The 26,625-nt window shown below is 63.6% G+C and carries 24 protein-coding genes and 1 tRNA gene; 16 read left to right on the top strand and 9 right to left on the bottom strand.

Going from position 1 to position 26,625, the window contains the following annotated elements; all coding sequences use genetic code 11:
• The first annotated feature begins 40 nt into the window (after nt 1-40).
• Entirely contained in the window at nt 41-1,339 is a 1,299-nt protein-coding gene (locus AC2VNO_RS06120) for a M18 family aminopeptidase (RefSeq protein WP_486933296.1), read from the top strand.
• Between the two features lie 50 nt (nt 1,340-1,389).
• On the opposite strand, the gene AC2VNO_RS06115 is transcribed toward AC2VNO_RS06120, so the two are convergent.
• The 8 genes from AC2VNO_RS06115 to AC2VNO_RS06080 all read right to left on the bottom strand — a co-directional run bounded on the left by AC2VNO_RS06115 (nt 1,390) and on the right by AC2VNO_RS06080 (nt 8,392).
• Nucleotides 1,390-1,466: transfer RNA gene (locus AC2VNO_RS06115), tRNA-Met, on the bottom strand.
• Between the two features lie 53 nt (nt 1,467-1,519).
• Entirely contained in the window at nt 1,520-2,611 is a 1,092-nt protein-coding gene (gene ychF / locus AC2VNO_RS06110) for a redox-regulated ATPase YchF (protein ID WP_486933295.1), read from the bottom strand.
• A 72-nt stretch (nt 2,612-2,683) separates the two neighbouring features.
• A complete protein-coding gene (gene pth / locus AC2VNO_RS06105; RefSeq protein ID WP_486933294.1) occupies nt 2,684-3,265 on the bottom strand; it encodes an aminoacyl-tRNA hydrolase in 582 nt (193 codons plus the stop codon).
• Nucleotides 3,266-3,346: 81 nt separating this feature from the next.
• On the bottom strand, nt 3,347-3,991 hold the full coding sequence (locus AC2VNO_RS06100; RefSeq protein ID WP_486933293.1) for a 50S ribosomal protein L25/general stress protein Ctc: 645 nt from the start codon (nt 3,989-3,991) through the stop codon (nt 3,347-3,349).
• A gap of 101 nt (nt 3,992-4,092) precedes the next feature.
• Nucleotides 4,093-5,034 carry a ribose-phosphate pyrophosphokinase gene (locus tag AC2VNO_RS06095; RefSeq protein WP_176342835.1) on the bottom strand — a complete coding sequence of 314 codons (942 nt, stop codon included), beginning with the start codon at nt 5,032-5,034 and terminating at the stop codon, nt 4,093-4,095.
• A gap of 91 nt (nt 5,035-5,125) precedes the next feature.
• Nucleotides 5,126-5,986 carry a 4-(cytidine 5'-diphospho)-2-C-methyl-D-erythritol kinase gene (gene ispE, locus AC2VNO_RS06090; protein WP_486933292.1) on the bottom strand — a complete coding sequence of 287 codons (861 nt, stop codon included), beginning with the start codon at nt 5,984-5,986 and terminating at the stop codon, nt 5,126-5,128.
• 4 nt (nt 5,987-5,990) lie between these two features.
• A complete protein-coding gene (gene lolB / locus AC2VNO_RS06085) occupies nt 5,991-6,608 on the bottom strand; it encodes a lipoprotein insertase outer membrane protein LolB (protein ID WP_486933291.1) in 618 nt (205 codons plus the stop codon).
• Nucleotides 6,609-6,637: 29 nt separating this feature from the next.
• Nucleotides 6,638-8,392: a tetratricopeptide repeat protein gene (locus tag AC2VNO_RS06080; RefSeq protein ID WP_486933290.1), complete on the bottom strand. Its 1,755-nt coding sequence runs from the start codon at nt 8,390-8,392 to the stop codon at nt 6,638-6,640.
• A 233-nt stretch (nt 8,393-8,625) separates the two neighbouring features.
• On the opposite strand from AC2VNO_RS06080, the gene hemA reads away from it, so the two are divergent.
• From hemA to AC2VNO_RS06015, 13 genes are all read left to right on the top strand, one after another.
• Nucleotides 8,626-9,891 carry a glutamyl-tRNA reductase gene (hemA, locus tag AC2VNO_RS06075; RefSeq protein ID WP_486933289.1) on the top strand — a complete coding sequence of 422 codons (1,266 nt, stop codon included), beginning with the start codon at nt 8,626-8,628 and terminating at the stop codon, nt 9,889-9,891.
• 11 nt (nt 9,892-9,902) lie between these two features.
• Nucleotides 9,903-10,991: a peptide chain release factor 1 gene (prfA, locus tag AC2VNO_RS06070; protein WP_486933288.1), complete on the top strand. Its 1,089-nt coding sequence runs from the start codon at nt 9,903-9,905 to the stop codon at nt 10,989-10,991.
• Nucleotides 10,991-11,824, top strand: coding sequence for a peptide chain release factor N(5)-glutamine methyltransferase (gene prmC, locus AC2VNO_RS06065; RefSeq protein WP_486933287.1), 834 nt, complete (start codon nt 10,991-10,993; stop codon nt 11,822-11,824). The genes prfA and prmC overlap by 1 nt, the downstream gene beginning before the upstream one ends.
• Nucleotides 11,825-12,012: 188 nt before the next feature.
• On the top strand, nt 12,013-12,513 hold the full coding sequence (locus tag AC2VNO_RS06060; RefSeq protein ID WP_228578423.1) for an Lrp/AsnC ligand binding domain-containing protein: 501 nt from the start codon (nt 12,013-12,015) through the stop codon (nt 12,511-12,513).
• Between the two features lie 5 nt (nt 12,514-12,518).
• On the top strand, nt 12,519-13,280 hold the full coding sequence (locus tag AC2VNO_RS06055; protein WP_486933432.1) for a HesA/MoeB/ThiF family protein: 762 nt from the start codon (nt 12,519-12,521) through the stop codon (nt 13,278-13,280).
• Nucleotides 13,281-13,508: 228 nt separating this feature from the next.
• Complete coding sequence (locus AC2VNO_RS06050; protein WP_486933286.1) at nt 13,509-14,804, top strand: NAD(P)/FAD-dependent oxidoreductase; 1,296 nt, start codon at nt 13,509-13,511, stop codon at nt 14,802-14,804.
• Between the two features lie 38 nt (nt 14,805-14,842).
• Nucleotides 14,843-16,189 carry a glutamine synthetase family protein gene (locus tag AC2VNO_RS06045; RefSeq protein ID WP_486933285.1) on the top strand — a complete coding sequence of 449 codons (1,347 nt, stop codon included), beginning with the start codon at nt 14,843-14,845 and terminating at the stop codon, nt 16,187-16,189.
• 60 nt (nt 16,190-16,249) lie between these two features.
• A complete protein-coding gene (locus AC2VNO_RS06040; RefSeq protein WP_486933284.1) occupies nt 16,250-17,350 on the top strand; it encodes a polyamine ABC transporter substrate-binding protein in 1,101 nt (366 codons plus the stop codon).
• Between the two features lie 226 nt (nt 17,351-17,576).
• Complete coding sequence (gene potA, locus AC2VNO_RS06035) at nt 17,577-18,653, top strand: polyamine ABC transporter ATP-binding protein (RefSeq protein WP_486933431.1); 1,077 nt, start codon at nt 17,577-17,579, stop codon at nt 18,651-18,653.
• Between the two features lie 89 nt (nt 18,654-18,742).
• Entirely contained in the window at nt 18,743-19,621 is an 879-nt protein-coding gene (locus tag AC2VNO_RS06030) for an ABC transporter permease subunit (RefSeq protein ID WP_486933430.1), read from the top strand.
• Nucleotides 19,622-19,623: 2 nt separating this feature from the next.
• Entirely contained in the window at nt 19,624-20,460 is an 837-nt protein-coding gene (locus tag AC2VNO_RS06025) for an ABC transporter permease subunit (protein WP_486933283.1), read from the top strand.
• 25 nt (nt 20,461-20,485) lie between these two features.
• Entirely contained in the window at nt 20,486-21,778 is a 1,293-nt protein-coding gene (locus tag AC2VNO_RS06020) for an NAD(P)/FAD-dependent oxidoreductase (protein WP_486933282.1), read from the top strand.
• A 198-nt stretch (nt 21,779-21,976) separates the two neighbouring features.
• Nucleotides 21,977-22,558, top strand: a complete 582-nt coding sequence (locus tag AC2VNO_RS06015; RefSeq protein ID WP_228578435.1) for a glycine zipper 2TM domain-containing protein — start codon at nt 21,977-21,979, stop codon at nt 22,556-22,558.
• A 95-nt stretch (nt 22,559-22,653) separates the two neighbouring features.
• Here AC2VNO_RS06015 and AC2VNO_RS06010 read toward each other — a convergent pair whose 3' ends face one another.
• Entirely contained in the window at nt 22,654-24,030 is a 1,377-nt protein-coding gene (locus tag AC2VNO_RS06010) for a glutamine synthetase family protein (protein ID WP_486933281.1), read from the bottom strand.
• Between the two features lie 226 nt (nt 24,031-24,256).
• On the opposite strand from AC2VNO_RS06010, the gene AC2VNO_RS06005 reads away from it, so the two are divergent.
• Complete coding sequence (locus AC2VNO_RS06005) at nt 24,257-25,018, top strand: gamma-glutamyl-gamma-aminobutyrate hydrolase family protein (protein ID WP_486933280.1); 762 nt, start codon at nt 24,257-24,259, stop codon at nt 25,016-25,018.
• Nucleotides 25,019-25,077: 59 nt separating this feature from the next.
• Nucleotides 25,078-26,574, top strand: coding sequence for an aldehyde dehydrogenase (locus tag AC2VNO_RS06000; protein WP_486933429.1), 1,497 nt, complete (start codon nt 25,078-25,080; stop codon nt 26,572-26,574).
• The last annotated feature ends 51 nt before the right edge of the window (nt 26,575-26,625 follow it).

The following is a 26,625-nucleotide window of genomic DNA, read 5'->3' as shown; positions in this document are numbered from 1 at the left end:
GCAGCTCTGGCGTCAACCACGACCCCTGATGAGGATCCTCATGTCTCGGGAAGCCCGTCTCGAGCGTCTGCTCGAATTTCTGCACCGTTCCCCCTCTCCCTGGCACGCTGTGGCGTCCATGGCCGAACGGCTCGACGCCGCCGGATTTCGTCGTCTCGACGAGAGCCAGGCATGGCAGCTCACTCCCGGTGAGCGGTTCTACGTGACGCGTAACGACTCGTCGATCGTGGCGTTCCAACTCCCCCGTGAAGGCCTCGAGGCGCTGCGCATGATCGGGGCCCACACCGATAGCCCGGGGCTGCGCCTGAAGCCCAATGCGGAACGGCTCTCGGCGGGCTGGTTGCAGCTCGGCGTCGAGCTTTACGGTGGCGTATTGCTGTCACCCTGGTTCGACCGCGAGCTGGGCCTGGCCGGCCGTGTCCATGTGCGACACCCTGACGGCCGTATCGAGGGGTTGCTGCTGCATGTGCACCAGCCCGTCGCCATCGTTCCCAGTCTGGCGATTCATCTCGACAGGGAAGTCAACAACGGTCGGCCGATCAATGCCCAGACACAAATGCCGGCCGTTTTCCTGCAGGGTGGCGAAAATGGTGACCTCCGGCGTTTGCTGCTCGAGTGGCTGGAGCAGCAGCATGGCGTTGCAGGGTGCGAGATTCTCGACTTCGAACTCGGTCTGCACGACGTCCATCCGCCGGCGCTGGTGGGCGTCAAGCGCGAACTGGTCGCCAGCGCGCGTCTCGACAACCTGCTCTCCTGTTTCATCGGTCTCGAGGCGCTGCTGGAAAGCGATGGTAGCCAGGGCGTGGTGCTGGTCGCCAACGATCACGAGGAGGTCGGCAGTGCCAGTGCCTGCGGCGCGCAGGGGCCATTCTTGGGTGACGTGCTCAGGCGAGTCAATGCCCAGCTCGGCGAACCGGGTGACGAAGGATTCATTCGTCTGATCCAGGCCTCACGAATGATCTCCTGCGACAATGCTCATGCGCTGCACCCCAACTTCACCGACAAGCATGACGCTGCCCATGGTCCTGCGCTCAACGGTGGGCCGGTGATCAAGGTCAATGCCAATCAGCGCTATGCCACCAACAGTGCGACAGCAGCGCTGTTTCGCGACCTGTGCCGCGAGGCTGACGTGCCGGTCCAGACCTTCGTCACCCGCGCCGATATGGGCTGCGGCAGCACCATTGGGCCGATCACTGCCACGGAGCTCGGCGTACCGACCCTGGACGTGGGCGTGCCGCAGTGGGCCATGCACTCCATTCGCGAGACGGCAGGCAGCCTTGATGTGGAGTACTTGACCCGGGCGCTGGTCGCCTTTGCCAATCGAACGCAGCTGGCGTAATCGCTTCCACGAAAAACCCGGCGCCAAGGCGCCGGGTTTTTTTCGATCTTTGGTGGCTACGCCCTGATTCGAACAGGGGACCCCATCATTATGAGTGATGTGCTCTAACCAGCTGAGCTACGTAGCCAATCAACGGGGGCGAAGTTTACGGATTCACCCTCGTCAGGTCAAGAGCGAAGGTTACACATTGAAGCGGAAATGAATGACGTCGCCGTCCTTCACCACGTACTCCTTGCCCTCCAGACGCCACTTGCCGGCATCCTTGGCGCCCTGTTCACCGCCGAGTGCGACGAAGTCGTCGTAGGCGATCACTTCGGCACGGATGAAGCCCTTCTGAAAATCGGTGTGGATCACGCCGGCAGCCTCGGGGGCGGTGGCACCGATCCTGACCGTCCAGGCGCGCACTTCCTTGACCCCGGCGGTGAAGTAGGTCTGCAGTCCGAGCAGCTTGTAGCCGGCACGGATCACGCGATCCAGGCCGGGTTCCTCCATGCCCATCTCGCTGAGGAACATGGCGCGCTCTTCATCGTCCAGCTCGGCGATTTCGGATTCGAGCTGATTGCAAACCGGTACCACCACGGCGCCTTCCTCGGCGGCGATTTCGCTGACGACGTCGAGATAGGGATTGTTCTCGAAGCCGTCTTCATTGACGTTGGCGATGTACATGGTCGGCTTCAGCGTCAGGAAGCCGAAGCTCTTGAGCTGGCGCTTGTCGTCATCATCGAGGCCGAAGCTTCTCAGCGGCTGGCCTTCGGCCAGGTGGGGCTGGATGCGTTCCAGTATCGCTTTGGTGGCGATGGCCTCCTTGTCTCCCCCCTTGGCCACGCGTACCAGGCGCTGGATGGCCCGCTCGACGGTGTCGAGATCGGCCAGGGCCAGCTCCATGTTGATGATTTCGATGTCCGCCCGTGGGTCGACCTGGTTGGCGACGTGAATGACGTTGTCATTGTCGAAGCAGCGCACCACGTGGGCGATGGCCTGAGTCTCGCGAATGTTGGCGAGGAACTTGTTGCCGAGCCCTTCGCCCTTGGAAGCGCCTGCCACCAGGCCGGCGATGTCGACGAATTCCATGGTGGTGGGGATCACCTTCTGCGGACCCACGATCTCGCTCAGCTTGTCGAGGCGCGGGTCGGGCATCGGCACGATACCGACATTGGGCTCGATGGTGCAGAAGGGGAAGTTCTCGGCATCGATGCCGGACTTGGTCAGGGCGTTGAAAAGAGTCGATTTGCCTACGTTGGGAAGGCCGACGATACCGCAGTTGAAACCCATGGTCTTGTCCTGAATGAGATGGCGAGTGGCGCTCGCGAACGGGCGCTATTCTAGCCCGGCCTGGGAGCCGGTTCAGCCTGAGAAACTGTGCAGCCGGCTCATGGCCCGCGCCCAGTCGCCCGAAACGGCCAGGGGCAGCGTTGCCAGGCACTCGTTGAGAGCGCCGCCGATAGCCTCGATTTCCGCCTTTCCGGGGCGCCCCAGGACGTAGTTCGTCACCTGACGGGAGTCGCCGGGGTGGCCGATGCCGATGCGCAGGCGGTTGAAGTTCTTTTCGCCCAGCGCGCTGATGATGTCGCGCAGACCGTTGTGGCCGCCATGTCCACCGCCCTTCTTGTAACGGGCGGTTCCGGCGGGGAGGTCCAGCTCGTCGTGGGCCACCAGCAGCTCTTCGGGGGCGATCTTGTAGAATTGGCAGAGTGCTGCCGTGGCACCACCGCTGCGGTTCATGAAGGTGGTGGGCTCGAGAAGATGCAGTTCGTGGCCGTCGAGGATGACCTTGGCGTACAGGCCAAGGAACTTCTTCTCGGGGCGCAGTTCGGTGCCGGCCTGGCGCGCCAGGATCTCCACCAGCCAGGCGCCGGCGTTGTGGCGCGTGGCAGCGTAATTGTCACCGGGATTGCCCAGTCCGATGATCGCCTTGACCTGGGACATGCGGTTCTCCAAACAAAAACAAGCGCCGCAGCGCTTGATCGGGTTGGTGGGGCTGCCCAAGGGCAGCCCCGACAGCACGGCTTACTCTGCGCTGTCTTCGCCTTCCGCGCCTTCGCCTTCTTCGCCCTCGGCTGCTTCGCCGCGGGTCTTCGGCTTGGTGATGCTCAGCACGGCGTTGTCATGATCGGCGCCGTGAGAGAGCTCGACCAGCGTCACGCCAGCCGGCAGGGTGAGGTCGGAGAGGTGCAGGGTGGTGCCCAGTTCGACATTGGCAATGTCGACTTCCAGGAAGTCCGGCAGGTCCTTCGGCAGACAGCTGATCTGGATCTCGTTGGAGAGCACGTGCAGCTCGCCGCCCTGATCCTTGATGCCCTTGGACTTCTCTTCGCCCACCACGTGCAGCGGCACGTTGATGGTGATGGCGTGAGTGGCATCCACGCGCATGAAGTCGGCGTGGGTGATCAGCGGCTTGTACGGGTGACGCTGAAGATCACGCACCACGACCTGCTCCTTCTTGCCATCGATGACCAGATTGAGCACCGAAGAGAAGAAGGACTCGTCCTCGATGGCCTTGTAGAACGGGGCCTTGTCGAGAGAAATCGGCTGGGGAGCCTTCTCGCCACCGTAAACGATGGCCGGCACTTCGAGGTTCGCACGACGCAGGCGGCGGCTCGCACCTTTCCCCAGGTCGTTACGAGCGCTGGCATTGAGTGTGAAATCGGACATGTTGTTGCCTCTTGCTTGAGATAAGGAGAGGGTGCGACCCGCGACCTGATCGCATCCTTCCCGAAAGCTCCCGTAGGAGCGCTACACCGGCGCCATGTTCCTCAGTGGAACATGGCGCTGACGGATTCTTCGTTGCTGACGCGGCGGATCGCTTCGGCGATCAGGCCGGCCACGCTGAGCTGACGTATCTTGCCGCTGCGACGTGCGACGTCGGACAGCGGAATGGTATCGGTCACGACCACTTCGTCGAGCACCGAACCGGTGATGTTCTCCACCGCCGGACCCGACAGGATCGGGTGGGTGGCATAGGCCACCACGCGGCGGGCGCCATGCTCCTTGAGCGCGTCGCCTGCCTTGCACAGGGTGCCGGCGGTATCGATCATGTCGTCCACCACCACGCAGGTGCGATTCTCGATTTCGCCGATGATGTGCATCACCTGAGCCTGATTGGCCTGCGGGCGACGCTTGTCGATGATGGCGAGATCGGCATTGAGCTGCTTGGCGATGGCGCGGGCCCGGACCACGCCGCCCACGTCCGGCGATACCACCACCAGATCGTCGTAGTTCTGGCGCTCGATGTCGTCGAGCAGGATCGGCGAGCCGTAGACGTTGTCTACCGGCACGTCGAAGAACCCCTGGATCTGGTCGGCGTGCAGGTCCATGGTCATCACCCGGTCGACGCCGGCCTTGACCATCATGTCGGCCACTACCTTGGCCGAGATGGGCACCCGGGCGGAACGCACCCGGCGATCCTGGCGGGCATAGCCGAAGTAGGGCACCACGGCGGTGATCCGCGTGGCCGAGGCTCGACGCAGCGCGTCAACCATCAGGATCAGCTCCATCAGGTTGTCGTTGGTCGGCGCGCAGGTGGACTGCAGAATGAAGACGTCCTTGCCGCGAACGTTTTCGTTGATCTCGACCGCGATCTCGCCATCGCTGAACTGCCCGACCGTGGCGTTCCCCATGCGAGTATCGAGACTCTCGGCGATCTTCTGGGCGAGTTCGGGGTTGGCATTCCCGGCAAAAACCATCAATTTTGACACGCGCATCCACCTATGCAGTGTTGGGAAGCTCTGTTGACGCCGATTCTGGATACCGCAAGCGCGATTGTTGGAGCGCTCGCTGTCAGCATGTTCATCGACCTAGAGCAGCATGTAGCGGGGAGAGGTTCAGGCCGCGGGCCGTGAAAGCAGTCCAGTGGCCCGGCAAGTCGGCCATGAGTTGCCTTGCTTCGGCTGGCGAGTCGAGCCGGGCGAAGAGGCAGGCACCGGTTCCCGTCAACATGGCGGGTGCCCGGCTACCCAACCAGTCAAGCGCTTCGGCGACTTGCGGATAGAGTGACCTGACCGTGGGCTCGCAGTCGTTGTGCCAGCTGGGCGCTCCCCCCTGCAGTGCGCGCGCCATGGTAATCGGGGGCGTGTTACGTGTCAATTGCGCCGCCCCGAACACCGCGCCGGTGGCGACTTCGACACCCGGATGAACGACCACGAACCAGGAAGTGTCGAGGGTGACCGGGGTAAGCTTTTCACCCACCCCCTCGGCCCAGGCGGCATGGCCGCGCACGAACACCGGCACGTCGGCGCCGAGCTGCAGGCCGAGCGCTTCCAGGCGCTCGAGCGGCAGGTCGAGTCGCCATAGGCGGTCGAGGCCGAGCAGTGTCGTGGCGGCGTCACTGCTGCCACCGCCGAGGCCACCGCCCATCGGCAGTCGCTTGGTCAGGTGAATGTCGGCCCCCAAGCGACAGCCTGTTTCGGCCTGAAGCAGCCTGGCGGCCCGCACGACCAGGTTGTCGCTGGCGGGCAGGTTCGGCAGGCTGGGCGACAGTTGGATCTTGCCGTCATCGCGCTGGCGCAGGTGTAGCTCATCACCGTGGTCGAGAAATTGAAACAGCGTCTGCAGCTCGTGGTAGCCATCCGCGCGTCTGCCCAGGATGTGCAGCATGCGATTGAGCTTGGCCGGTGCCGGCAGTACGAGCTCGCCAGGGGATTCAGGCATCGATTCAATCACCGACGACGGGTCGCCAATCGGTGACCACCAGCGTCACCCGCAGGTCGTCGTACTCCATGATCAGCCGCCGTGGCAGCCACAGCGACTCGACCTCGACCCAGTCGCGATACTCGATCCGCCAGCCGTCCTGCTCCAGCAGCTGAGGGAAGCCCGTGTCGTCGTGCTCGAGCCGGTACTGGCTGTGCTCGGCAGGCAGCCCGCGTATCCAATCGGCCAGCGAGCTTACCGGCAATGACCAGCCCAACTGCTGCTGCATCAAGTCTTCCGGCGTCTCGGCCACGAAGCGTCCTTCGGCATTGGTCAGCGAGAAGCGCCCCTCGCGGCCCTCGAGCAGGTTACGGCCGCTGCCGAATGGTCCGCTGATCAGCATGCGGTAATAGTGAGGGTGCTGGCTCCAGTCCAGATTGGCGCTGGTGGAGTCCTGAGGTGTGCGCAAGCCGGCCTTGCCGATCAGGATCCAGGTGTCCAGCTCGGCGAGGCGTTCCTGCTGGGCCTCCCAGCGGTCAGTGCGCTCCCCGTCAGGCGCGGTCGTCGGCGTGGCGCAGCCGGCCAGCAGGGCGAGGGCAAGTCCCGCTGCCAGGCACCGTGTCGTGGTCATCAGGTGTGTCATGACGTCGTCTCGTTGGCCAGTGGGTTTGGTCAGGGTGCAAGCTCGGGTATGCGTTCGAGAAGCGCATCGATGCGCGGATGCTCGTCGAAATGGTCAAGGGCCTGCTCGACCACGCGGCGGGCCTGATCCTGCTTTTCCAGCGCCCATAGCACTTCCGCCAGGTTGGCGGCGATCTCCTGGTCGAGCATGCTGGCATAGGCGCGCTCCAGCCACGGCAGGGCGCGCTCCGGGTCGCCAAGGCGGAAGTAGACCCAGCCCAGGCTATCCATGATCGCCGGGTTGCCGGGCTCGAGTGCGTGGGCGCGCTCGATCAGCTCGCGGGCTTCCTCCAGGCGATCCTCGACGTTGAGGTCGGCCAGGGTGTAGCCCAGGGCATTGAGGGCAGCGGCGTTATCCGGGTTGGACTCGATGATGCGTCCCAGGTCCCGCTCCATGGCCTCGATATCGCCGCGCTCCCAGGCGCGCATGCCGCGCAGGTAGAGTAGCGCCTCGTCATTTGGGGTGCGGGCGAGTTCGCGGTTCAGCAGTGCGTCGGCCTCGGCGTGCAGGCCGGCTTCGCCGAGCAGCTCCACCTCCAGTGCCACCAGCTCGCTGAAGCGGGTCTCGTGACGTAAACGCTCGATCCGCAGAAAGGCCCGGGCGTCGAGCAAACGGTCGTCCTCGATCAGCATCCGCGCGGCACGCAGGCGTGCACGCAGGAAGTCCCCGCCGGGGGAAACCTGACGATAATAAAGCAGGGCGTTGTCGACCTCGTCCTCTTCCTCGGCAATGATCCCCATCAGATAGAAGGCGCCAGGCGGCGGTTCGTCGCTGCTGACCAGAGGCAGTAGCAGGCGTCTTGCCGCTTCGTAATAGCCATCTTCCAGATAGAGGCTGGCTAGCGATATGCGCAGCTCCTGGTTGCCGACATGCTCGTCGAGCAGGGTCGAGGTGTGCCGTTCGGCGGCAGCGACGTTGCCCAGCATCAGCTCGGCCTGCGCCAACAGCAGCAAAAAGCGTGGGTCGCCAGGCGATATCTCCAGGCCACGCGCCGCTGCCTCGCGAGCCTGGCGGGGATTGTCGGCTTCCAGGGCCAGCTGTGAGCGGGTCAGCCAAAGGGCGGGCAGTTCGGAGTGATCGCGAGCGAGCTGGTCCAGGCGCCGCTCAGCCTGCCGGCGCTGTCCGGTGGCGGCTTCGAGAATGGCCATTGCCAGCACGGCGTCGTGATAGTGGGGATGAGCGCCGGGGGTGGCACGCTCGAGGTAGCTGCCGAGCCGTTCGCGCAGGGGCAGCGGGTCGGTGCTGGTTTCAAGGGCGAGCTCGGCGAAAAGGGCAAGCTCGGCATGCTGCCCCTGTTCGGCCAACACCAGGCGCCACTCCAGCGCCTTGGTCCAGTCGCCGCGCTGCAGGGCCAGGCCGGCGAGCAGTCGCAGCGGGGCCTCGGCAGCCGGAGCGAGCTGGTGCCAGGTGTTCACGGCTTGCTCGAGCAAAAGGATGTCGTTACTGAAACGCGCGGCCAGCGTGGCGCGTTCTGCCAGCTGCGCGCCACTGTAACGCTCTGCCATGGCCAGGTAGCCCAGCGTGGCACGACGATAATCGCCGCGTTGCCCTGCAAGTTCCGCCGTCAGCAGCGTAGCCAGACCCTCGGCATCCAGCCCGCGCTCGATGGGGGGGGCCGTGGCCAGGGGGTCCTCTGGTGCAGAGGCGAAGGGCGAGGAAGTCAGGCCTTGGCAGCCACTCAGTAGAGCGGCCAGACCAAGCACTGCCAATCCATGGCGTGAAAAGCGTTTCAGCGTCGAGGGCATGCTTGTCTCATCCGGTATCCCGAGGTGTCAGCATACCGGCTAGCTGCGCATGGGCAAAGGGATCGCTGCGTACGGGTCCGTATGGAAGCGAATCGGAGTTGCCTTGTCATGCGTCAATAGCGTGTTCGGTGTGGCTGGCGCCGAGCGCGCCAGGCTGTGATAGAATGCAGCGCCGCAGATACCTTTTTTTCACTTTTGCTGCCGCCGGCCGACACCACCGAAGACGCTTACGCATGACGCTTCTTGCCCTTGGAATCAACCACAGGACGGCCACAGTCGCGGTGCGCGAGCGGGTCGCCTTTACACCCTCTCAGCTGGAGTCGGCGCTGACCCAATTGCGCTGCATACCCCAGGTGCACGAGGCGGCGGTGCTGTCGACCTGCAACCGCACGGAGCTCTATTGCGTTACCGAGCCGAGCGGCGAACGCATGATTCTCGACTGGTTGAGCCATTTTCATGGGCTCGCGCTCGAGGAGCTGACCCCCTGTGCCTACCACTATCTGGACAACGATGCCGCACGCCACCTGATGCGCGTTGCCGTGGGGCTGGATTCGATGGTGTTGGGTGAGCCTCAGATTCTGGGGCAGCTTAAGGATGCTTATCAGTCGGCGCGTCAGGCCAGCGGGCTGGGCGGTGAACTCGAGCTGCTGTTCCAGCACACCTTCGCGGTGGCCAAGCAGGTGCGTACGCGTACCGGCATCGGCCAGAATCCGGTGTCCGTCGCCTATGCGGCGGTGAGCCTGGCGAGTCGAATATTCGATGACTTCAGCCGCTCGCGGGCGCTTTTGATCGGTGCCGGCGAAACCATCGAGCTGGTGGCCAGGCATCTGCGCGAGGCCGGTGTGCGCAATATGATCGTGGCCAACCGCACACGTGAGCGCGCCGAACTGTTGGCCAACGAGTTCAACGCCGAGGCGATTTCACTCAACGAGATTCCCGACGCTTTGGCGCGGGCCGACATCGTCATCTCCTCGACCGCCGCACCCTTGCCGATCGTGGGCAAGGGGATGGCCGAGCGAGCGCTGAAGAAGCGCCGTCATCGGCCGATCTTCATGGTGGATATCGCCGTGCCGCGGGACATCGAGCCCGAGGTCGGCGACCTGGACGACATCTTTCTCTATACGGTGGATGACCTCAACGAGGTGATTCAGGAGAATCGTCGTCATCGCCAGGCAGCCGCCGATCAGGCCGAGTCGCTGATCGAACACGGTGTGCACGTCTGGCTTCAAGAGCGGCGCATTCGCAGCAGCGGGGAGCTGATTCGCCGCTACCGTGACCAGGCCTCGGACCTGCGCGAACTCTCCGAGCAACAGGCCTTGGCAAGGCTGGCGCGGGGAGAGAACCCCGAGGAAGTGATTCGGCTGATGGCACATCAGTTGACCAATCGTCTGCTGCATCGCCCTACGGTGGCCCTGCGCGAGGCGTCGGGTAGTGAACGGCGCGATCTGCTCAGTGCCGCCGAGGCGCTGCTGCTGGATTCCACATCAACGAAACCCTGACAGGACACGCCATGAAAGCGACCCTGCGCCAGCGTCTCGATGGCTTCGTCGAGCGCTTCGAGGAGCTCGCCGCACTGCTGGCGGAGCCCGAAGTGATCAGCGACCAGCCTCGCTTTCGCGACTATTCGCGCGAGTATTCCGAGCTCGAATCCCTGGTCGAGGCCTGGCGCGATTATCGAGCCACCGAAAACGACCTCGAAGATGCCGGTCAGCTGGCCAATGACAGCGATGCCGAGATGCGCGAGCTGGCTCAAATGGAGCTGGAGGAGGGGCGCGAGCGTCTCGAACAGCTGGAGGTTCTGCTCAAACAGCTGCTGGTGCCGCGCGACCCTGACGATAGCCGCAACGTCTTTCTCGAGGTGCGGGCAGGCACCGGCGGTGACGAGGCCGCTCTGTTTGCCGGCGACCTGTTTCGCATGTATTCCCGCTATGCAGAGAAGCAGGGCTGGAAGGTGGAGGTGATCAGCGCCAGTCACGGTGAGCAGGGCGGCTACAAGGAGGTCATCTCTCGGGTGAAGGGCGAGGGCGTCTATGCCCGCTTGAAGTTCGAGTCGGGGGCGCATCGGGTGCAGCGTGTGCCGGCAACCGAGTCCCAGGGGCGCATCCATACTTCGGCCTGCACCGTGGCGGTGATGCCCGAGGCCGACGAGGTCGGCGACGTCGATATCAATCCTGCCGACCTGCGGGTGGATACTTTCCGTTCCAGCGGCGCCGGCGGCCAGCACGTCAATACCACCGACTCGGCCATCCGAATCACCCATCTACCCAGCGGTGTGGTTGTGGAGTGCCAGGAAGAGCGCAGCCAGCACAAGAATCGCGCCAAGGCGATGGCGCTATTGGCAGCGCGGCTCAAGCAGAGCGCCGTGGAGAGTCATCAGCGTGAACGTGCCGATACGCGCCGTAGCCTGGTGGGCTCGGGCGATCGCAGCGAGCGCATCCGCACTTACAACTTTCCCCAGGGTCGTCTGACCGATCATCGCATCAACTTGACGCTCTACAAGCTCGGGGAAGTCATGGCCGGCGAACTCGACGAAGTGCTCGATCCGCTGGTCCAGGAGCACCAGGCCGATCAGCTCGCGGCGCTGCAGCAGGAGGTCTGATGCGCCTCGATGCGCTGCTGGCGAAGGCTGCCGGGCGTTTGACGCACGCAGGCTCGCCCAGTCCGCGACTGGATGCCGAAGTGCTGTTGTGTCACGTGCTCGAGGTCGATCGCACTTGGCTCTATACGTGGGGCGACAAGCCGGCGTCTCCCTTTCAGCGGGCCCGCTTCGAGGCTCTGGTCGCCGCTCGCGCCATGGGGCGGCCCGTAGCGTATCTCACCGGCGTGCGAGAGTTCTGGGGGCTGCCCCTTTGCACTTCTCCGCACACCCTGATTCCTCGCCCCGATACTGAAACGCTGGTGGAGGTGCTGCTCGAGCTGGCGCCGGGGTCATCCGGCCGTTTGCTCGACCTGGGAACGGGGACAGGTGCTATCGCACTGGCCTTCGCTAGCGAGCGATCCGACTGGGACGTGCTCGGGGTCGATCGCGTTGCCGAAGCGGTGGCCCTGGCCGCAGCGAATGCGCGCCGGCTGGGTATCGCCAATGTTCGCTTCCTGCTCAGCGACTGGTTTTCCGCCCTGGAAGGGCAGCGCTACACGCTGCTGGCCGCCAACCCCCCTTATATCGACGAACTGGACCCGCACCTGGCTCAGGGCGACGTGCGCTTCGAGCCCAAGAGTGCGCTGGTGGCAGCCGAGGCGGGGCTGGCCGATCTGCGCCACATCGCCAAGGCCGGCATCCAGCGGCTCGAGCCCGGCGGTTGGCTCGTCCTGGAGCACGGCCATGAGCAGGGGGCAGCGGTTCGCGAACTGCTCGCGGCCTGTGGCTATGGCGAAGTGAGCAGTCGTCAGGATCTGGGCGGGAGAGAGCGCGTCACCGTCGGGCGTCGGTAGAAACGTTGAGGGAAGTGCGCTGGAGAGGAAGCGAGGGCTGTGGTACATCTGTTCAGGAAATAATTCCAAATGTCGGCATGTTTGTGCGACTGAACACCAGCACCACGCCTGATTTCGATGCTTTTTCAGGCTGATCTGCTGTCATGCGACGTATCACTCACTCTGCATCGGCTTTCCGCGACACGACAATGAAAACCAAGACCCGCTCACTGGACCGTATTGACCTCAATATCCTGCGCTGCCTGCAGGAGAATGCCCGTATTTCCTACGTCGACCTGGCCGCTCAGGTTGGCCTCTCCACGACGCCCTGCCTGGAGCGCGTCAAGCGCCTGGAGAAGTCCGGCGTCATCCGCGGCTACAAGGCCGTGCTGGACCCGCGTTCGCTCAAGGCCAATTTGCTGGTCTTCGTCGAGATCAGCCTGGAGACCCAATCTCCGGCGGTGTTCGACGAGTTCCGCCGTGCCGTGGCTCGGCTGCCTCAGATCCAGGAGTGCCATCTGGTTTCTGGGCAGTTCGACTATATCCTCAAGTGCCGAATTCCCGAGATGTCCGCCTACCGCCAACTGCTCGGGGACGTGGTACTGACGCTTCCTGGTGTCAAGGAATCGAAGAGCTATGTCGTCATGGAAGAGGTCAAGGAGCAGTTTTCCCTCTACGTACCCGATATCGAGGAGCTCGAAGGCAAGTAATGGCCATGAACGACGAGGCGCTGCTGCGCTACAGCCGGCAGATCATGTTGGATGCGATAGACATCGAGGGCCAGGAGCGTCTGCTGGCGTCGCGCGTGCTGGTAGTGGGAGCGGGTGGGCTGGGCTCGCCGGTGGCGCTCTACCTGGCTGCCGCGGGGGTCGGTCGCCTGATCCTGGCCGATGCCGACAAGGTGGAGCTCTCCAACCTGCAGCGCCAGATCGCCCATGGCATGACCGACCTGGAGCGGAACAAGGCGCGCTCCGCCCGCGATTCGGCCGTGGCGCTCAATCCGGGCTGTGACGTCCGTGTGATCGAAGCCCATCTTGGCGGGGAGCAGCTCGATGCCGTGGTGAGCGAGGTCGATCTCGTGCTCGATTGCACCGACCGCTTCTCCAGTCGCTACGCCGTCAACGCCGCCTGCTACCGAGCAGGGGTGCCACTGGTGTCGGGGGCGGCGATTCGCTTCTCTGGTCAGCTCGCAGTGTTCGACCCTCGCGATGCGACGTCTCCCTGCTACGCCTGTCTCTACCCGCCGGGTGAGGGCGGTGACGAGGAGCTGCGCTGCGCCGAGAGTGGGGTCGTGGCCCCCCTGGTGGGGCTGATCGGTTGCTTTCAGGCGCTTGAGGCGGTCAAGTTGCTAAGCGGAGCCGGCACGCCGCACCGAGGGCTCTCCACCTTCGACGGCATGAGTGGTCAATGGCGCCATTTCCAGGTGCCGCGGGATCCCGCCTGTGCCGTATGCTCTGGTCGTCGCTACGACGAGTGATGGTTATTATTTGACAGATGCGTATGCGGGTAAGCTGAGTCGGACATGGGCATCTGTTTTTGGTTGTACATAATTTAATGTTTTTATGGGATTTGACAGCTGGTCCTGGCGGATCGCTGCGAAAGCCGGCTCGCCTCTCTCGTTATTGTATACTTGACATACCCCGTCGGTTTGATGCCAGACTAATCGAATCCAAGATGCCGGTTCATTGCTTCAGGAACTCGATGCATGGCCAACGCCATACCGCGCTCAAGCCCCGCCTCCTACTACCGCGATTCCCTGGCGGTCTCCCTCGACCGGCCTTGTCTGCCCGCTAAAGGTCGGCAGCGTGTCGACGTATGCGTGATCGGTGGTGGCATAACGGGCTGTTCTGCAGCCTTGCACCTTGCCGAGCGCGGCTATTCGGTGACGCTGCTCGAAGCTAATGAGCTGGGCTTCGGGGCTTCCGGACGCAGCGGTGGGCAGATCCTGCCCGGCCTCGGGACCGATATCGCGACCGTGGAAAAGGAACTGGGTCGCGAGCGGGCTCGCGAGGTGTGGGAAATGAGCCGCGAGGCGGTACGCCTGACGGCTGAACTCATCGAGCGACATGCGATTCCCTGCGACCTTGCCTGGGGCTATCTGCATGCCGCTGTGAAGCCTCGACACGTTCGTGAACTGCGCCAGTTCCAGGAGCGTTTGTCGCGCGACTATGGCTACGAGGCGCTCACTTGGCTTGAGGGCGATGCGCTGCGTGAGCGTGTGGTGACCGATGCCTATCCCGGCGCGCTCTTCGAAAGCGAGGGTGGGCACCTGCATCCGCTCAATTACACCCTGGGGCTGGCGCGCGCGGCGCAACGAGCCGGGGTGACGCTTCACGAGCACAGCCCGGCGCTGTCGGTACGCCACGGTCAGCCGGCCACGGTAACGACCGAACATGGCGAGATCACGGCGGATTACGTCGTGGTGGGGGCCAACGCCTATTTGGACCGGCTGCTGCCGCAGCTGGATGGCCGCATCATGCGGGCGGCCAACTACATCATTGCCACCGAGCCGCTGGGCGAGGCGCGAGCGGCTCAGGTATTGCCGCACAACGATGCGCTGTCGGATGCCAACTTCGTGCTCGACTACTACCGCCTTTCGGCCGACAAACGGCTGATCTACGGCGGCGAAGTCAGCTACGATGGGCGGGAGCCGCGCGGCCTGCAGCGGCGTATGGATGCCAAGATCGCACAGCTGTTTCCGGCCCTTGCGGGTGTGCATATCGACTATCGCTGGGGCGGCGACGTGGCGATCACGCTCAACCGTGCTCCCGACTTCGGTCGTATCGGTGCCAACGTCTACTACGCCCAAGGCTACTCGGGGCACGGCATGGCGCTGGCCGGGCTCGCCGGTAAACTGATCGGCGAAACCATTGCCGGCCAGAGCGAGCGCTTCGATGTATTCGCCGCCATGCCCCACCGACGCTTCCCCGGGGGAGAGCGTCTACGCACGCCGCTACTGGTACTGGCCACGGCTTTCTACAAGCTGCGCGACCGACTATAACGAACGAAATGCCCGGGACGGGCAGCAACGAGGTTCCCATGAAAGACCTGGAAAGCTGGCTGAAGGAGAGACGCATCACCGAGGTGGAGTGCCTGGTCAGCGACATCACCGGCATCGCCCGTGGCAAGATCACCCCTGTCTCGAAATTCATGGCAGAAAAGGGCATGCGGCTTCCAGAGAGTGTGCTGCTGCAGACCGTGACCGGCGACTACGTCGAGGACGAGCTTTACTACTCGCTGCTCGACCCCGCCGATATCGACATGATCTGTCGGCCGGATATTTCCGCGGTCTACCCGGTGCCTTGGGCGCTGGAGCCCACCGCCCAGGTCATCCACGACTGCTATGACAAGATGGGCAACCCCATCGAGCTCTCCTGTCGCAACCAGCTGAAGCGCGTCCTGGCGCTCTATGCCGAACAGGGCTGGAAACCGGTGGTGGCGCCGGAGATGGAATTCTATCTGACCAAGCGCTGCGAGGACCCCGATCTGCCGCTGCTGCCGCCCATCGGCCGCAGCGGGCGCCAGGAAACCGGCCGTCAGTCTTTCTCCATCGATGCGGCCAACGAGTTCGACCCGCTGTTCGAAGACATGTACGACTGGTGCGAGGTTCAGGGGCTGGATATCGATACCCTCATTCATGAAGAGGGCACCGCCCAGATGGAGATCAACTTCCGTCACGGTGACCCCCTGATGCTGGCGGATCAGGTTTTCCTGTTCAAGCGTACCTTGCGCGAGGCGGCGCTCAAGCACGACGTGGTGGCCACCTTCATGGCCAAGCCGATCACCAACGAGCCCGGCAGCGCCATGCACATTCACCAGAGTGTGCTGGATGCGACCACCGGCAAGAGCGTGTTCGCCAATGAGGATGGCTCCATGAGCCAGCTGTTCCTGCATCATATCGGCGGCATGCAGCGGTTCATTCCCGAGGCGCTGCCGCTGATGGCACCCAACGTCAACTCCTTCCGCCGCTTCCTGCCTGACACCTCGGCGCCGGTCAACGTGGAGTGGGGCGTGGAGAACCGCACCTGCGGCTTGCGCGTTCCCGACTCGTCGCCACAGAACCGACGCATCGAGAACCGCCTGCCCGGCGCCGACGCCAATGCTTACCTGGCCATCGCCGCCAGTCTGCTCTGCGGCTACCTGGGTATGGTGCAGCAGCTCAACCCCTCGGCCCCGGTCCAGGGGCGTGCCTTCGAACGGCGTAACCTGCGCTTGCCGTTCACCCTGGAGCAGGCGCTGGAGCGAATGGAGAACTGCAGCGAACTCGAGCGCTATATGGGTCACCGCTTCGTGACTGGCTACGTGGCGGTCAAGCGGGTGGAGAACGAGAATTTCAAGAAGGTGATCAGTTCGTGGGAGAGGGAGTTCCTGCTGCTGAGCGTCTAGTGCCCCGGGTCCGGAGCTGAGCGGGCTCATCGAAAAACAATGCAAACGAGAGGTGCCATCATGTCCTGTCTACGCAAGCTTTCCCTGGCCGTTGCGCTGGGCTCCCTGGCCATGGCCGCCGCAGCCCAGGCCAACGAGGTGCGGGTATACAACTGGTCGGATTACATCGCCCCGGACACCTTGGAAAAGTTCACCGAGGCCACTGGCATCCGGGTGATCTATGACGTCTACGACAGCAATGAGGTACTCGACGCTGCCATGCTTTCCGGGCGCTCGGGTTACGACGTGGTGATGCCCTCCAATCACTACCTGACGCGGCAGGTGAGTGCCGGGGTCTACATGGAGCTGGATCACGACAAGATCCCCAACATGGAGAACCTGAACCCCGAGCTGATGGACGATCTCGAATCGATCGACCCCGGCAGCCGCCACTCCATACCCTACATGTGGGGTACCAACGGCATCGGCTACAACGTCGAGCGGGTCACGGAGATCCTCGGCGACGACGCTCCTCTCGACTCCTGGGCGCTGATCTTCGACCCCGAGATCACCACGGCGCTGCGTCAGGGCGGCTGCGGTATCTCCATGCTAGATTCCGGCGACGAGATGCTGTCGCCGGCCATGGCCTACCTGGGCCTTTCGCCGCTCTCCGAGGAAAGTGCCGATCTCGAGGCGGCCGGCGATCTGATCGCCGCAGTGCGCGACAACATCACCTACTTCCACTCCTCGCGCTACATCTCGGATCTCGCCAACGGCGACATCTGCGTGGCGGCGGGTTATTCCGGCGACATCTTCCAGGCCGCCGACCGGGCCGAGGAGGCTGGGCGCGATTTCACCATCGACTACATCATTCCCAAGGAGGGCGCGGCGCTGTGGTTCGACATGATGGCGATTCCTGCCGATGCGCCCAACCCCGATAACGCCCACGCCTTCATCAATTTCATTCTCGAGCCCGAGATTGCCGCGGCGATTACCGAGTACGTGGTCTATGCCAATCCCAACATCGCGGCCAACGAATACCTCGATCCCGATATTCTCAACGACCGATCCGTCTATCCCGATCAGGAGGTAATGGACAACCTCTACGTCGCAGAGGAGAAGCCGCTGGCCGTGCAACGCGTGCGCACTCGGGTCTGGAACCGGGTGAAGTCCGGTATCTGACCCATCCCACCGGCCCACTCGGGGCGACAGAGAGGGCTGCAAACGGCTGCGTCCACCCGCGGGGTGCGGGCGTTTGCGACCTTCTCTTGGACTTGTGAGCACAGGAGACGCTGCCATGCCTCAGACTCGGACCCAAGCCTCGGAGCCGCCGCGACGAACGCTTGAACAAGCGCCGCAGAGTGCCAGCGGGCCGGGCAAGCCGCGCCCGGCCCACGCAGAGGGGTTGATGGAGATTCGCCGGGTCAGCAAGCGCTTCGACGGCGCGCTGGCGGTGGATGACGTCAGCCTGACGATTCGTCGCGGCGAGATCTTTGCGCTGCTGGGGGGCTCCGGCTCGGGAAAGTCGACGCTGCTGCGTATGCTCGCCGGCTTCGAGAAACCCAGTGAGGGGCAGATCGTCCTCGATGGCGAAGACATCACCGCCATGCCGCCCTACGATCGACCGATCAACATGATGTTCCAGTCCTATGCGCTGTTTCCCCATATGACGGTGGCGCAGAACATCGCCTTCGGGCTCAAGCAGGACAAGCTGCCGCGGCGGGAGATCGAAGAGCGCGTGGCGGAGATGCTCAAGCTGGTGCACATGGAGGCCTTTGCCCGACGCAAGCCGCATCATCTATCCGGCGGTCAGCGCCAGCGGGTAGCCCTGGCGCGCTCGCTGGCCAAGCGCCCCAAGCTGTTGCTGCTCGACGAGCCGATGGGGGCGCTGGACAAGAAGCTGCGCACCGAAATGCAGCTCGAAGTGGTGCAGATTCTCGAACGGGTGGGGGTGACGTGCATCATGGTCACCCACGACCAGGAAGAGGCCATGACCATGGCCGACAGGGTGGCCATCATGTCCGATGGCTGGATCGCTCAGGTAGGCACCCCCATGGACGTCTACGAGAGCCCCGCCAGCCGCATGGTGGCCGAGTTCGTCGGTACCGTGAACCTGTTCGAGGGCGATATCGTGGTCGACGAGGCGGACCACTGCGTCGTGGAAAGCCCAGCCCTGGGTCGCGCGATTCGCATCGGGCATGGTGTCAGCACCCAGGCCGACGAGCGGCGGGTATGGGTTGCAGTGCGTCCGGAAAAGACCTGGCTCTCGCGTGAGCGCCCCCCGGGAGAGTTCAACTGGGCGGCCGGCATCGTCGAGGACATCGCCTATCTCGGCGGTCTGTCGGTCTATTTCGTGCGCATCGAGAGCGGTCATCTGGTCAAGGCGAGCATCGCCAATACCGAGCGTCGCGGTGACCGGCCACGCTGGGACGAGCCGGTATTCGTCCACTGGGACGAGCACAGCGCCATCATCCTGCACGACTGAACGTGCCTGTCATCCGAAAGAGTGCGGGACGGCCCGACCGGGCCGGGGGGGAGATTCTCGTGTCCAAAATCACCGTTCGCCTGCGGCGCATGCTGAAGCCGGGCCGCGGCTGGGTCATCGCCGTGCCGCTGCTGTGGCTGGCGCTGTTCTTTCTGCTGCCATTCGGCATCGTGCTAAAGATAAGCCTCTCCGAGGCGGCCATCTCGATACCGCCCTACGGCCCTATCTTCGATTACGCCAACCAGACGCTGAACGTGGCCGTCACCTTCGGCAATTACCTGTTCCTGGCCACCGACATGCTCTATGTATCGGCCTACTGGGGATCGGTGAAGATAGCGCTGATTGCCACCGTGCTGTGCCTGGCGCTGGGCTATCCCATGGCCTACGCGATGGCCCGGGCCCCGGCGCACTGGCAGCTGGTGCTGCTGCTGCTGGTGATGCTGCCGTCCTGGACCTCGTTCCTGATTCGCGTCTATGCCTGGATGGGAATCCTCAGCAACAACGGGCTGGTCAACAATCTGCTGATCTGGTCAGGGCTGATCGACTCGCCGATCCGACTGCTCAATACCAACTTCGCCGTGATTCTGGGTATCGTCTACGCCTATCTTCCGTTCATGATCCTGCCGCTATACGCCAACCTGACCCGACTCGATACCTCGTTGCTGGAGGCCGCTTCGGACCTGGGCTCGCGCAAGTTCAACACCTTCCTCAAAGTAACCCTGCCACTTTCCAAGGGTGGCATCATTGCCGGTTCGATGCTGGTATTCATCCCGGCGGTGGGGGAGTACGTCATTCCCGAGCTGTTGGGTGGACCCAATACGGTCATGATCGGCAAGGTGCTGTGGGAGGAGTTCTTCCATAACCGCGACTGGCCCGTGGCGTCGGCGCTGGCGATGGTGATGCTGGCGATCCTGATCGTGCCGATTGCCCTGTTTCACCGCTATCAATCTCGCGAGCTGGAGGAGTGACCATGCGCAAACCGTCCTTCACCACGCTGATGCTGATCGCCGGGCTGGTCTTCCTCTACCTGCCGATGATCATCCTGGTGATCTATTCGTTCAATGCTTCACGCCTGGTGACCGTGTGGGCGGGCTTCTCGACCCGCTGGTACCTGGAGCTTTTCCGTGACCAGCAGATCCTCGCTGCGGTGTGGACCAGCCTGCGTATCGCCTTCTTCTCCGCCTCCATGGCGGTGTGTCTGGGTACGCTGGCGGCCTTTGTGATGGTGCGCTTCACTCGCTTTCGTGGCAAGACCGCACTGTCGAGCATGGTCACCGCGCCGCTGGTGATGCCCGAAGTGATCACCGGCCTGTCGCTGCTGCTGCTGTTCGTGCACATGGCGCAGACCATCGGCTGGCCGGCGGATCGCGGCATGGTCACCATCTGGATCGCTCATACCACCTTCTGCAGCGCCTATGTAGCGGTGGTAGTGGCTTCGCGCCTGCGAGAGGTGGACCTCTCCATCGAGGAGGCCGCCATGGACCTCGGTGCCCGGCCGGTGCGCACCTTCTTTCAGATCACCCTGCCGGTCATCGCCCCGGCGCTGGCAGCGGGATGGCTCTTGGCCTTCACGCTGTCGCTCGACGACCTGGTGATAGCAAGCTTCGTTTCTGGGCCGGGTGCTACCACGCTGCCCATGGTGGTGTTCTCCTCGGTACGCATGGGCGTCTCGCCCAAGATCAACGCACTGGCCACGCTGATCATCTTGGCGGTGTCGCTTGCCACTTTCATTGCGTGGTATCTGATGCGGCGCAGTGAAGCAAGAAGGCGGCAGGCGATGTTGCAAGACATGACCGCGGGTAGATAACGAGTTTCAGGATGATGAGGTAGCTATGTCGACCAGTGAGAACAACGAGCATGTGGCGTCCTACTATGCCGCCACGGCCAACCCATCGCCAGGGCGTGCCGCTCTGGAAGCCGACATCGAGTGCGATGTGTGTGTGGTCGGAGCGGGCTTCACCGGCATCTCCACGGCGCTGCATCTCGCCGAGCGGGGCTTTGGGGTGGTGGTGCTGGAAGCCGCCAGGGTCGGTTTCGGCGCTTCGGGACGCAACGGCGGCCAGATCGTCAACAGCTACAGCCGCGACATGGACGTGATCGAGGCAAGATATGGCGTCGATACCGCCCGTGCGCTGGGCGACATGGCCTTCGAGGGCAATCGCATCATTCGTAGCCGGATCGAGGCATATGCCATCGAATGCGACCTCAAGAATGGCAACCTGTTTGCCGCCTGCAACCGCAAGCAGCTCGCGGGGCTGCGTGAGCACAAGTCGCTGTGGGAGCGCTACGGCAACCACGAGTTGGAGCTGCTGGAGGGGAAAGCATATCAGCGCGAGGTAGGTAGCGATCGCTATGTGGGCGCCTTGGTGGACCACTCCGGCGGTCACCTGCATCCTCTCAATCTGGTGCTTGGCCAGGCGGCTGCCTGCGAATCGCTGGGGGGTGCCATCCATGAAGACACGCCCGTGCTCGAGGTGCGCCACGGAGAGAAAGTCACGCTGCGTACGCCGCGTGGCAGCGTACGCGCTCAGCGTGTGGTGATGGCCGGCAACGCCTACCTGCAGGGGGTGCTGCCGGAACTGGAAAGCAAGTCGATGCCGTGCGGCACCCAGATCATCACCACCGAGCCGCTGCCGGAGACGCTACGCCGTGAGCTCTTGCCCAACGACATGGCGGTAGAGGATTGCAACTACCTGCTCGACTATTACCGCTTCACTGCCGACGGTCGCCTGCTCTACGGCGGCGGCGTCAACTACGGTGGTCAGGACCCGGCGGACATCGCGGCGGTTATCCGACCCAAGATGCTCAAGACCTTTCCCGAGCTTGCCGAGGTGGGTATCGACTACGCCTGGAGCGGTAATTTCCTCATGACGCTGAACAGGCTGCCCCAGTTCGGCAGGTTGAATGACAACATCTACTACGCTCAGGGTTACTCGGGCCACGGAGTAACCTGCTCTCATCTCGCCGGCAAGCTGATCGCCGAGGTGATCCGCGGGGAGGTCGAGCGTTTCGATGCGTTTGCCAGCTTGCCGCACCTGCCGTTTCCCGGCGGCAGATTGTTGCGCGTACCGCTTTCGGCGCTGGGCGCCTGGTATTACGCCACGCGGGATCGTCTCGGGTGGTGAGGTGTCGCCAGCGGCTGACACCGGGGCAGAAAATGTGAAAGCCGCTGCGTTGCGCTTAACCCGCGCCGGCCGCGGCGTATACTGAGGGTAATTCTTGAGTGGCACGGAATCGCCACCCCTCACGTCTCTTCTCTTGCACATCGTATCGAGCCGAGCCCTACAAGCCCGGGGCGGCATAACGCCCTGCAGGAGATCCTGATGAACAAGTCGATCGTAATCGGAACCACGTTGAGCGTGCTGGGCCTGGGTGGCCTGGCGTTCGGTGCCTGGCAGGTGCAGCAAGGCGCGGACCCGGTCGAGAGCGGGCCACAGTTCGCCGAGGTCGTGGGAATACAGCCGGTGACGCGCAGCGTCGAGACGCCCCGCGAAGTGTGCGAGGACGTGGTAGTGCACCAGCAGGCGCAGGCGCCCAGCCGCGACCCGCATCGCATAGCCGGCACCGCGGCAGGAGCCGTGGTAGGCGGCCTGCTCGGAAATCAGGTGGGTGGCGGCAGCGGCAAGACGCTTGCCACCGTGGCAGGCGCGGTGGGCGGCGGTTTCGCCGGTCGTGAGATACAGGGGCGCGTCGAGGCCAACCAGACCCACACCTATGCCACCACCCAGCGCCAGTGCCATACGGTGATGGATAGCTCGGAGGAAACCATTGGCTTTGACGTGACGTGGCGTCATGGCGAGCAAACCGATGTCGCCCGTCTCGATCATCGGCCTCAGGGTAACCGTGTGCTCCTCGAGGAGGGGCGTCCGCGCTGGGATCTGCCGCTGGCCAGCAGCGACGGCTGAAGTACCTTCACTTTCGACATCGCCCCGGCCCAGGCCGTGGCGATGTCGTTCCAGGGCGCCGCAGCGATTAACACATGCTGTTCGGACACTGGCGTCTAGACGTGGCGCAGGTACCAGGCGTATTCCAGCTGACTGACGGTCTGCATGGCCTGATCGCGCTCGGCCCGGCGATTGGCGACGAATACGTGAACGAAGTCACTGCCCAGCGCAGCCCTCAGCGGTTCGCTCGCTTCCAGCAGTTCGAGGGCCTGCAGCCAGCTATTGGTCAGTGTGGGCTCGAACTGCTCGTAGGCATTGCCCACCACGGGGGCGGGCGGCTTCAGCTGACGCGCGATGCCATGCTCGATACCGGCCAACAAAACGGCCAGCAACAGATAGGGGTTTACATCGGCACCGGCGACGCGGTGTTCGATGCGCCGTGCTTCGTTGTCGCCCGACGGAATGCGCAGGGCCACCGAGCGATTGTCGAACCCCCAGGTCGGGGTCATGGGTACGTAAAGGCCCGCCTGGAAGCGGCGGAATGAATTGAGATTGGGAGCACATACCGCCATGCTGGCAGGCATCAATTCAAGCAGCCCCGCGACGGCTTGGCGCAAGGTCTGGCTTCCCAGCGGGTCGCCGTTTGACGCAGCGAAGACGTTGCGCCCTTTGCCATCCAGCAGGCTGAGGTGGACATGGGTGCCATTGCCGGCCTCGAGGCCGTAAGGCTTGGCCATGAACGTGGCTTCGAAGCCATGATTGAGCGCGACACCCTTGATAAGACGCTTGAGCAGTATGGCGCTGTCACATGCCTTGAGCGCATCGTCACAGTGGCCGAGGGTGATCTCGAACTGACCTGGGGCACACTCCTTGAGCGTGGTGTCCAGAGGCAGGCCCTGGCATTCCGCAGCCCGCTGAATGTCCTCCAGGAAGGCGGCATACTCGTCGAGTTCGTCGATCGAGTAGAGCTGGCTCTGGGTGGCACGCTCGCCGCTGCGGGGTGAGCGTGGCGGCTGTATCATGCCTTCGGCAGTACGTGCCCTGTCCAGCAGATAGAACTCCATCTCCACGGCCGCAACCGGGGTCAGGCCCCGCTCGCGCAGCCGTCTCAGCTGTTGCCACAGCAGCTGACGTGGGTCGGCGAAGAAGGGCGTCTCGTCGGGTTCGACCATGGTCATCAACAGCTGCGCCTGGCGCCCGCCACGCAGCCAGGGGGTGGGCATCAGGGACTTCGCTATCGGTCGACAGATTCGGTCGCTGTCGCCGATGGCGAGCCCCAGGCCGGTGGCCTCGATGGTATGGCCATTGATATCCAGGGCGAAGACCGATGCCGGCAGGTTGACCCCCAACTGGCAGACCTTTTCCAGATTGCTGCTGGGAATGCGTTTGCCGCGCATGACACCATTGAGATCGCTGATCAGCAGATCGACGCTGTCGATATCGGGGTGGCGAGCAAGGAACGCACGGGCCTCATCGGCACTTAGCGTCGGCATGGGGGCACCTGTAGGATAGAATATCTCGTTGTGCTATCTTTCGATGCCGTGTTTGTGTTGTCAAATCCTTTACGTTTTTTCACGCCTGCAAGATTCTGCTTTCGCGTAATTCTTCCATTTCTTATAGCTCGGTGTTGAGCGATTCAATGCGATGCTGGATTTTTCCGCCTTGCTGGTGGAAAGTTTAATCAACAGTGATGCCGCGCTTTGTCATCAAGGAGGCTCCATGCCGACGCGTCCCCTGGTGGGGGTAATCGCCTGTCGCCGCGAGGTCGAAGGGCATTCTGCCCATGCGGTGACCGACAAGTATCTGAGTGCGCTGCGTGCCTATGGCATGGCACCGGTAGTGCTGCCGGTGTGGCAGGATGCCGTCGATGGTGACCTGCTTGGCCATCTCGACGGCCTGCTGCTGACCGGTAGCTATTCCAATGTCGAGCCCACTCGCTACGGTGCCGAGCGTGCCCCGGAGAATACCCGTGACGATCTGCACCGGGATGCCGCCGCGCTGGCCTGGATTCCCGCCGCCATTGCACGTGGCCTGCCGCTGCTGGGCATCTGTCGCGGTTTCCAGGAGCTCAACGTTGCCTACGGCGGAACCCTGCATCAGGCGGTGCAGAACGTGCCGGGCTTGGGCGATCATCGTGAACCCGACGCCGACTATGCGACTCGCTACGCCCCGGCGCACGACATCGACATAGTTCCCGGCAGCCGTCTGGCAGCGCTTCATCCCGAGTTGCATTCTCGCGTCAATTCGCTGCATCAGCAGGGCATCGAGCGGCTGGCAGAAAATCTTGTGGTGGAGGCTCGGGCACCGGATGGTCTGATCGAAGCAGTATCGGTGGCCGGAGCATCGAGTTTTGCGCTGGCCGTGCAGTGGCATCCCGAATGGCAGCCGCAGGAGCATTCGCTGTACCACGCGATTTTTCAGGGCTTCGCTGCGGCCTGCCGAGAACATTCCGAACGCCGGGAGCCCGCGCTGGCCAAGTAATTGCCACGTAATAACATAGGGGTTAGCAATCCTCTTACAGGAGTCCGATCGTGAGCCAAATGCAATCCCCCCGATCACTGGCCGACTGGCAAGCCAAGGCCGCGGAGCTCGCTTTCGAGTCGCGCGCCTTCATCGATGACGCCTTCGTCGACGCCGCCAGCGGCGATACCTTCGAGTCTCGCAACCCGGCTACCGGCGAGTGTCTGGCCCGGGTAGCGAGCTGCGACGCACCCGACGCCGAACGCGCCGTGGCGGCGGCGCGCGCTGCCTTCGTCGACGGCGAGTGGTCGCGCCTGGCGCCGGGCAAGCGCAAGAAGACCCTGCTGCATCTGGCCGATCTCATGGAGGCCAACAAGCACGAGCTTGCGCTGATCGATACCCTCGACATGGGCAAGCCGGTGTCGAGTTCGCTGGGCGACATGGCCGGCGCCATTGCCTGCATTCGCTACCAGGCAGAGTGCATCGACAAGCTCTACGGTGAGGTGGCGCCCACCGGTGAGGACGCCCTGGCGATGGTATTGCGCGAACCCATCGGCGTGGTGGCGGCCATCGTGCCGTGGAACTTCCCGTTGATGATGACCGCCTGGAAGATCGCCCCGGCACTGGCCGCCGGCAACAGCGTTATCCTCAAGCCCTCCGAGAAGTCGCCGCTGTCGGCGTTGCGCCTGGCGCAGCTGGCCCAGGAGGCGGGTCTGCCCAAGGGCGTGTTCCAGGTGCTGCCGGGCTTCGGCCACACCGTGGGCAAGGCCCTGGCGCTGTCGATGGAAGTCGACTGCCTGGCTTTCACCGGCTCCACCGCGGTGGGCAAGCAGCTGATGCAGTATGCCGGCCAGTCCAACCTCAAGCGTGTCTACCTGGAGTGCGGCGGCAAGTCGCCGAACATCGTCTTCGCCGATTGCAAGAACCTCGACAAGGTGGCCAGCCATGCTGCCGCGGCGATCTTCCATAACCAGGGCGAAGTTTGCATCGCCGGCTCGCGGCTGCTGGTGGAGAACTCGATTCGCGAGCAGTTCGTCGAAAAAGTGCTCACCGCGGCGGAGGGCATGCAGCCGGGCGATCCGCTGGATCCGCAGAGCTTCATGGGGGCCATCGTCGACGAGACCCAGCATCGCCGTATCCTCGACTACATTCGGCAGGGCGTGGAAGAGGGCGCGCGGCTGCGCACTGGTGGGAAGGCCATCGACGGCCCGGGGCTGTTCATTCCGCCCACGGTATTCGACGGAGTGACGCCCACCATGACCATCGGCCGCGAGGAGATCTTCGGCCCGGTGCTGGCGGTGTTCGGCTTCGACACGGAGGAGGAGGCCGTCGCCATGGCCAACGACACGCCCTACGGCCTGGCGGCGGGGCTGTGGAGCCAGGATATCGACCGCATCATGCGCGTGACGCGGCGGCTGCAGTCGGGCCAGGTGTTCGTCAACAACTGGGCGGGCGGTGATCAGACCATGCCCTTCGGCGGCGTCAAGCAGTCGGGCAACGGCCGCGACAAGTCGCACCACAGCCTGGAGGAGTACTCCGAGCTCAAGAGCGTGTGGATGTCGCTGCAATCAAGCTGATCCTGCCAGAGATCCGCAGGGGATGAGCCGGCGGTCGTGGCAGGTATACTG

This window comes from Halomonas sp. TH-94 (assembly GCF_057473365.1).
This window is presented reverse-complemented; position numbering and strand designations above follow the sequence as displayed.

Coding starts and splice junctions, on each gene's coding strand:
- lolB (WP_486933291.1), bottom strand. CDS start 6,608: ATGACACACCTGATGACCACGACACGGTGCCTGGCAGCGGGACTTGCC.
- AC2VNO_RS06120 (WP_486933296.1), top strand. CDS start 41: ATGTCTCGGGAAGCCCGTCTCGAGCGTCTGCTCGAATTTCTGCACCGT.
- AC2VNO_RS06030 (WP_486933430.1), top strand. CDS start 18,743: ATGCTGAAGCCGGGCCGCGGCTGGGTCATCGCCGTGCCGCTGCTGTGG.
- potA (WP_486933431.1), top strand. CDS start 17,577: ATGGAGATTCGCCGGGTCAGCAAGCGCTTCGACGGCGCGCTGGCGGTG.
- AC2VNO_RS06060 (WP_228578423.1), top strand. CDS start 12,013: ATGAAAACCAAGACCCGCTCACTGGACCGTATTGACCTCAATATCCTG.
- AC2VNO_RS06100 (WP_486933293.1), bottom strand. CDS start 3,991: ATGTCCGATTTCACACTCAATGCCAGCGCTCGTAACGACCTGGGGAAA.
- AC2VNO_RS06025 (WP_486933283.1), top strand. CDS start 19,624: ATGCGCAAACCGTCCTTCACCACGCTGATGCTGATCGCCGGGCTGGTC.
- AC2VNO_RS06045 (WP_486933285.1), top strand. CDS start 14,843: ATGAAAGACCTGGAAAGCTGGCTGAAGGAGAGACGCATCACCGAGGTG.
- AC2VNO_RS06050 (WP_486933286.1), top strand. CDS start 13,509: ATGGCCAACGCCATACCGCGCTCAAGCCCCGCCTCCTACTACCGCGAT.
- AC2VNO_RS06000 (WP_486933429.1), top strand. CDS start 25,078: ATGCAATCCCCCCGATCACTGGCCGACTGGCAAGCCAAGGCCGCGGAG.
- ispE (WP_486933292.1), bottom strand. CDS start 5,986: ATGCCTGAATCCCCTGGCGAGCTCGTACTGCCGGCACCGGCCAAGCTC.
- AC2VNO_RS06015 (WP_228578435.1), top strand. CDS start 21,977: ATGAACAAGTCGATCGTAATCGGAACCACGTTGAGCGTGCTGGGCCTG.
- prmC (WP_486933287.1), top strand. CDS start 10,991: ATGCGCCTCGATGCGCTGCTGGCGAAGGCTGCCGGGCGTTTGACGCAC.
- AC2VNO_RS06010 (WP_486933281.1), bottom strand. CDS start 24,030: ATGCCGACGCTAAGTGCCGATGAGGCCCGTGCGTTCCTTGCTCGCCAC.
- AC2VNO_RS06080 (WP_486933290.1), bottom strand. CDS start 8,392: ATGCCCTCGACGCTGAAACGCTTTTCACGCCATGGATTGGCAGTGCTT.
- AC2VNO_RS06055 (WP_486933432.1), top strand. CDS start 12,519: ATGAACGACGAGGCGCTGCTGCGCTACAGCCGGCAGATCATGTTGGAT.
- hemA (WP_486933289.1), top strand. CDS start 8,626: ATGACGCTTCTTGCCCTTGGAATCAACCACAGGACGGCCACAGTCGCG.
- AC2VNO_RS06020 (WP_486933282.1), top strand. CDS start 20,486: ATGTCGACCAGTGAGAACAACGAGCATGTGGCGTCCTACTATGCCGCC.
- AC2VNO_RS06005 (WP_486933280.1), top strand. CDS start 24,257: ATGCCGACGCGTCCCCTGGTGGGGGTAATCGCCTGTCGCCGCGAGGTC.
- prfA (WP_486933288.1), top strand. CDS start 9,903: ATGAAAGCGACCCTGCGCCAGCGTCTCGATGGCTTCGTCGAGCGCTTC.
- pth (WP_486933294.1), bottom strand. CDS start 3,265: ATGTCCCAGGTCAAGGCGATCATCGGACTGGGCAATCCCGGTGACAAT.
- ychF (WP_486933295.1), bottom strand. CDS start 2,611: ATGGGTTTCAACTGCGGTATCGTCGGCCTTCCCAACGTAGGCAAATCG.
- AC2VNO_RS06040 (WP_486933284.1), top strand. CDS start 16,250: ATGTCCTGTCTACGCAAGCTTTCCCTGGCCGTTGCGCTGGGCTCCCTG.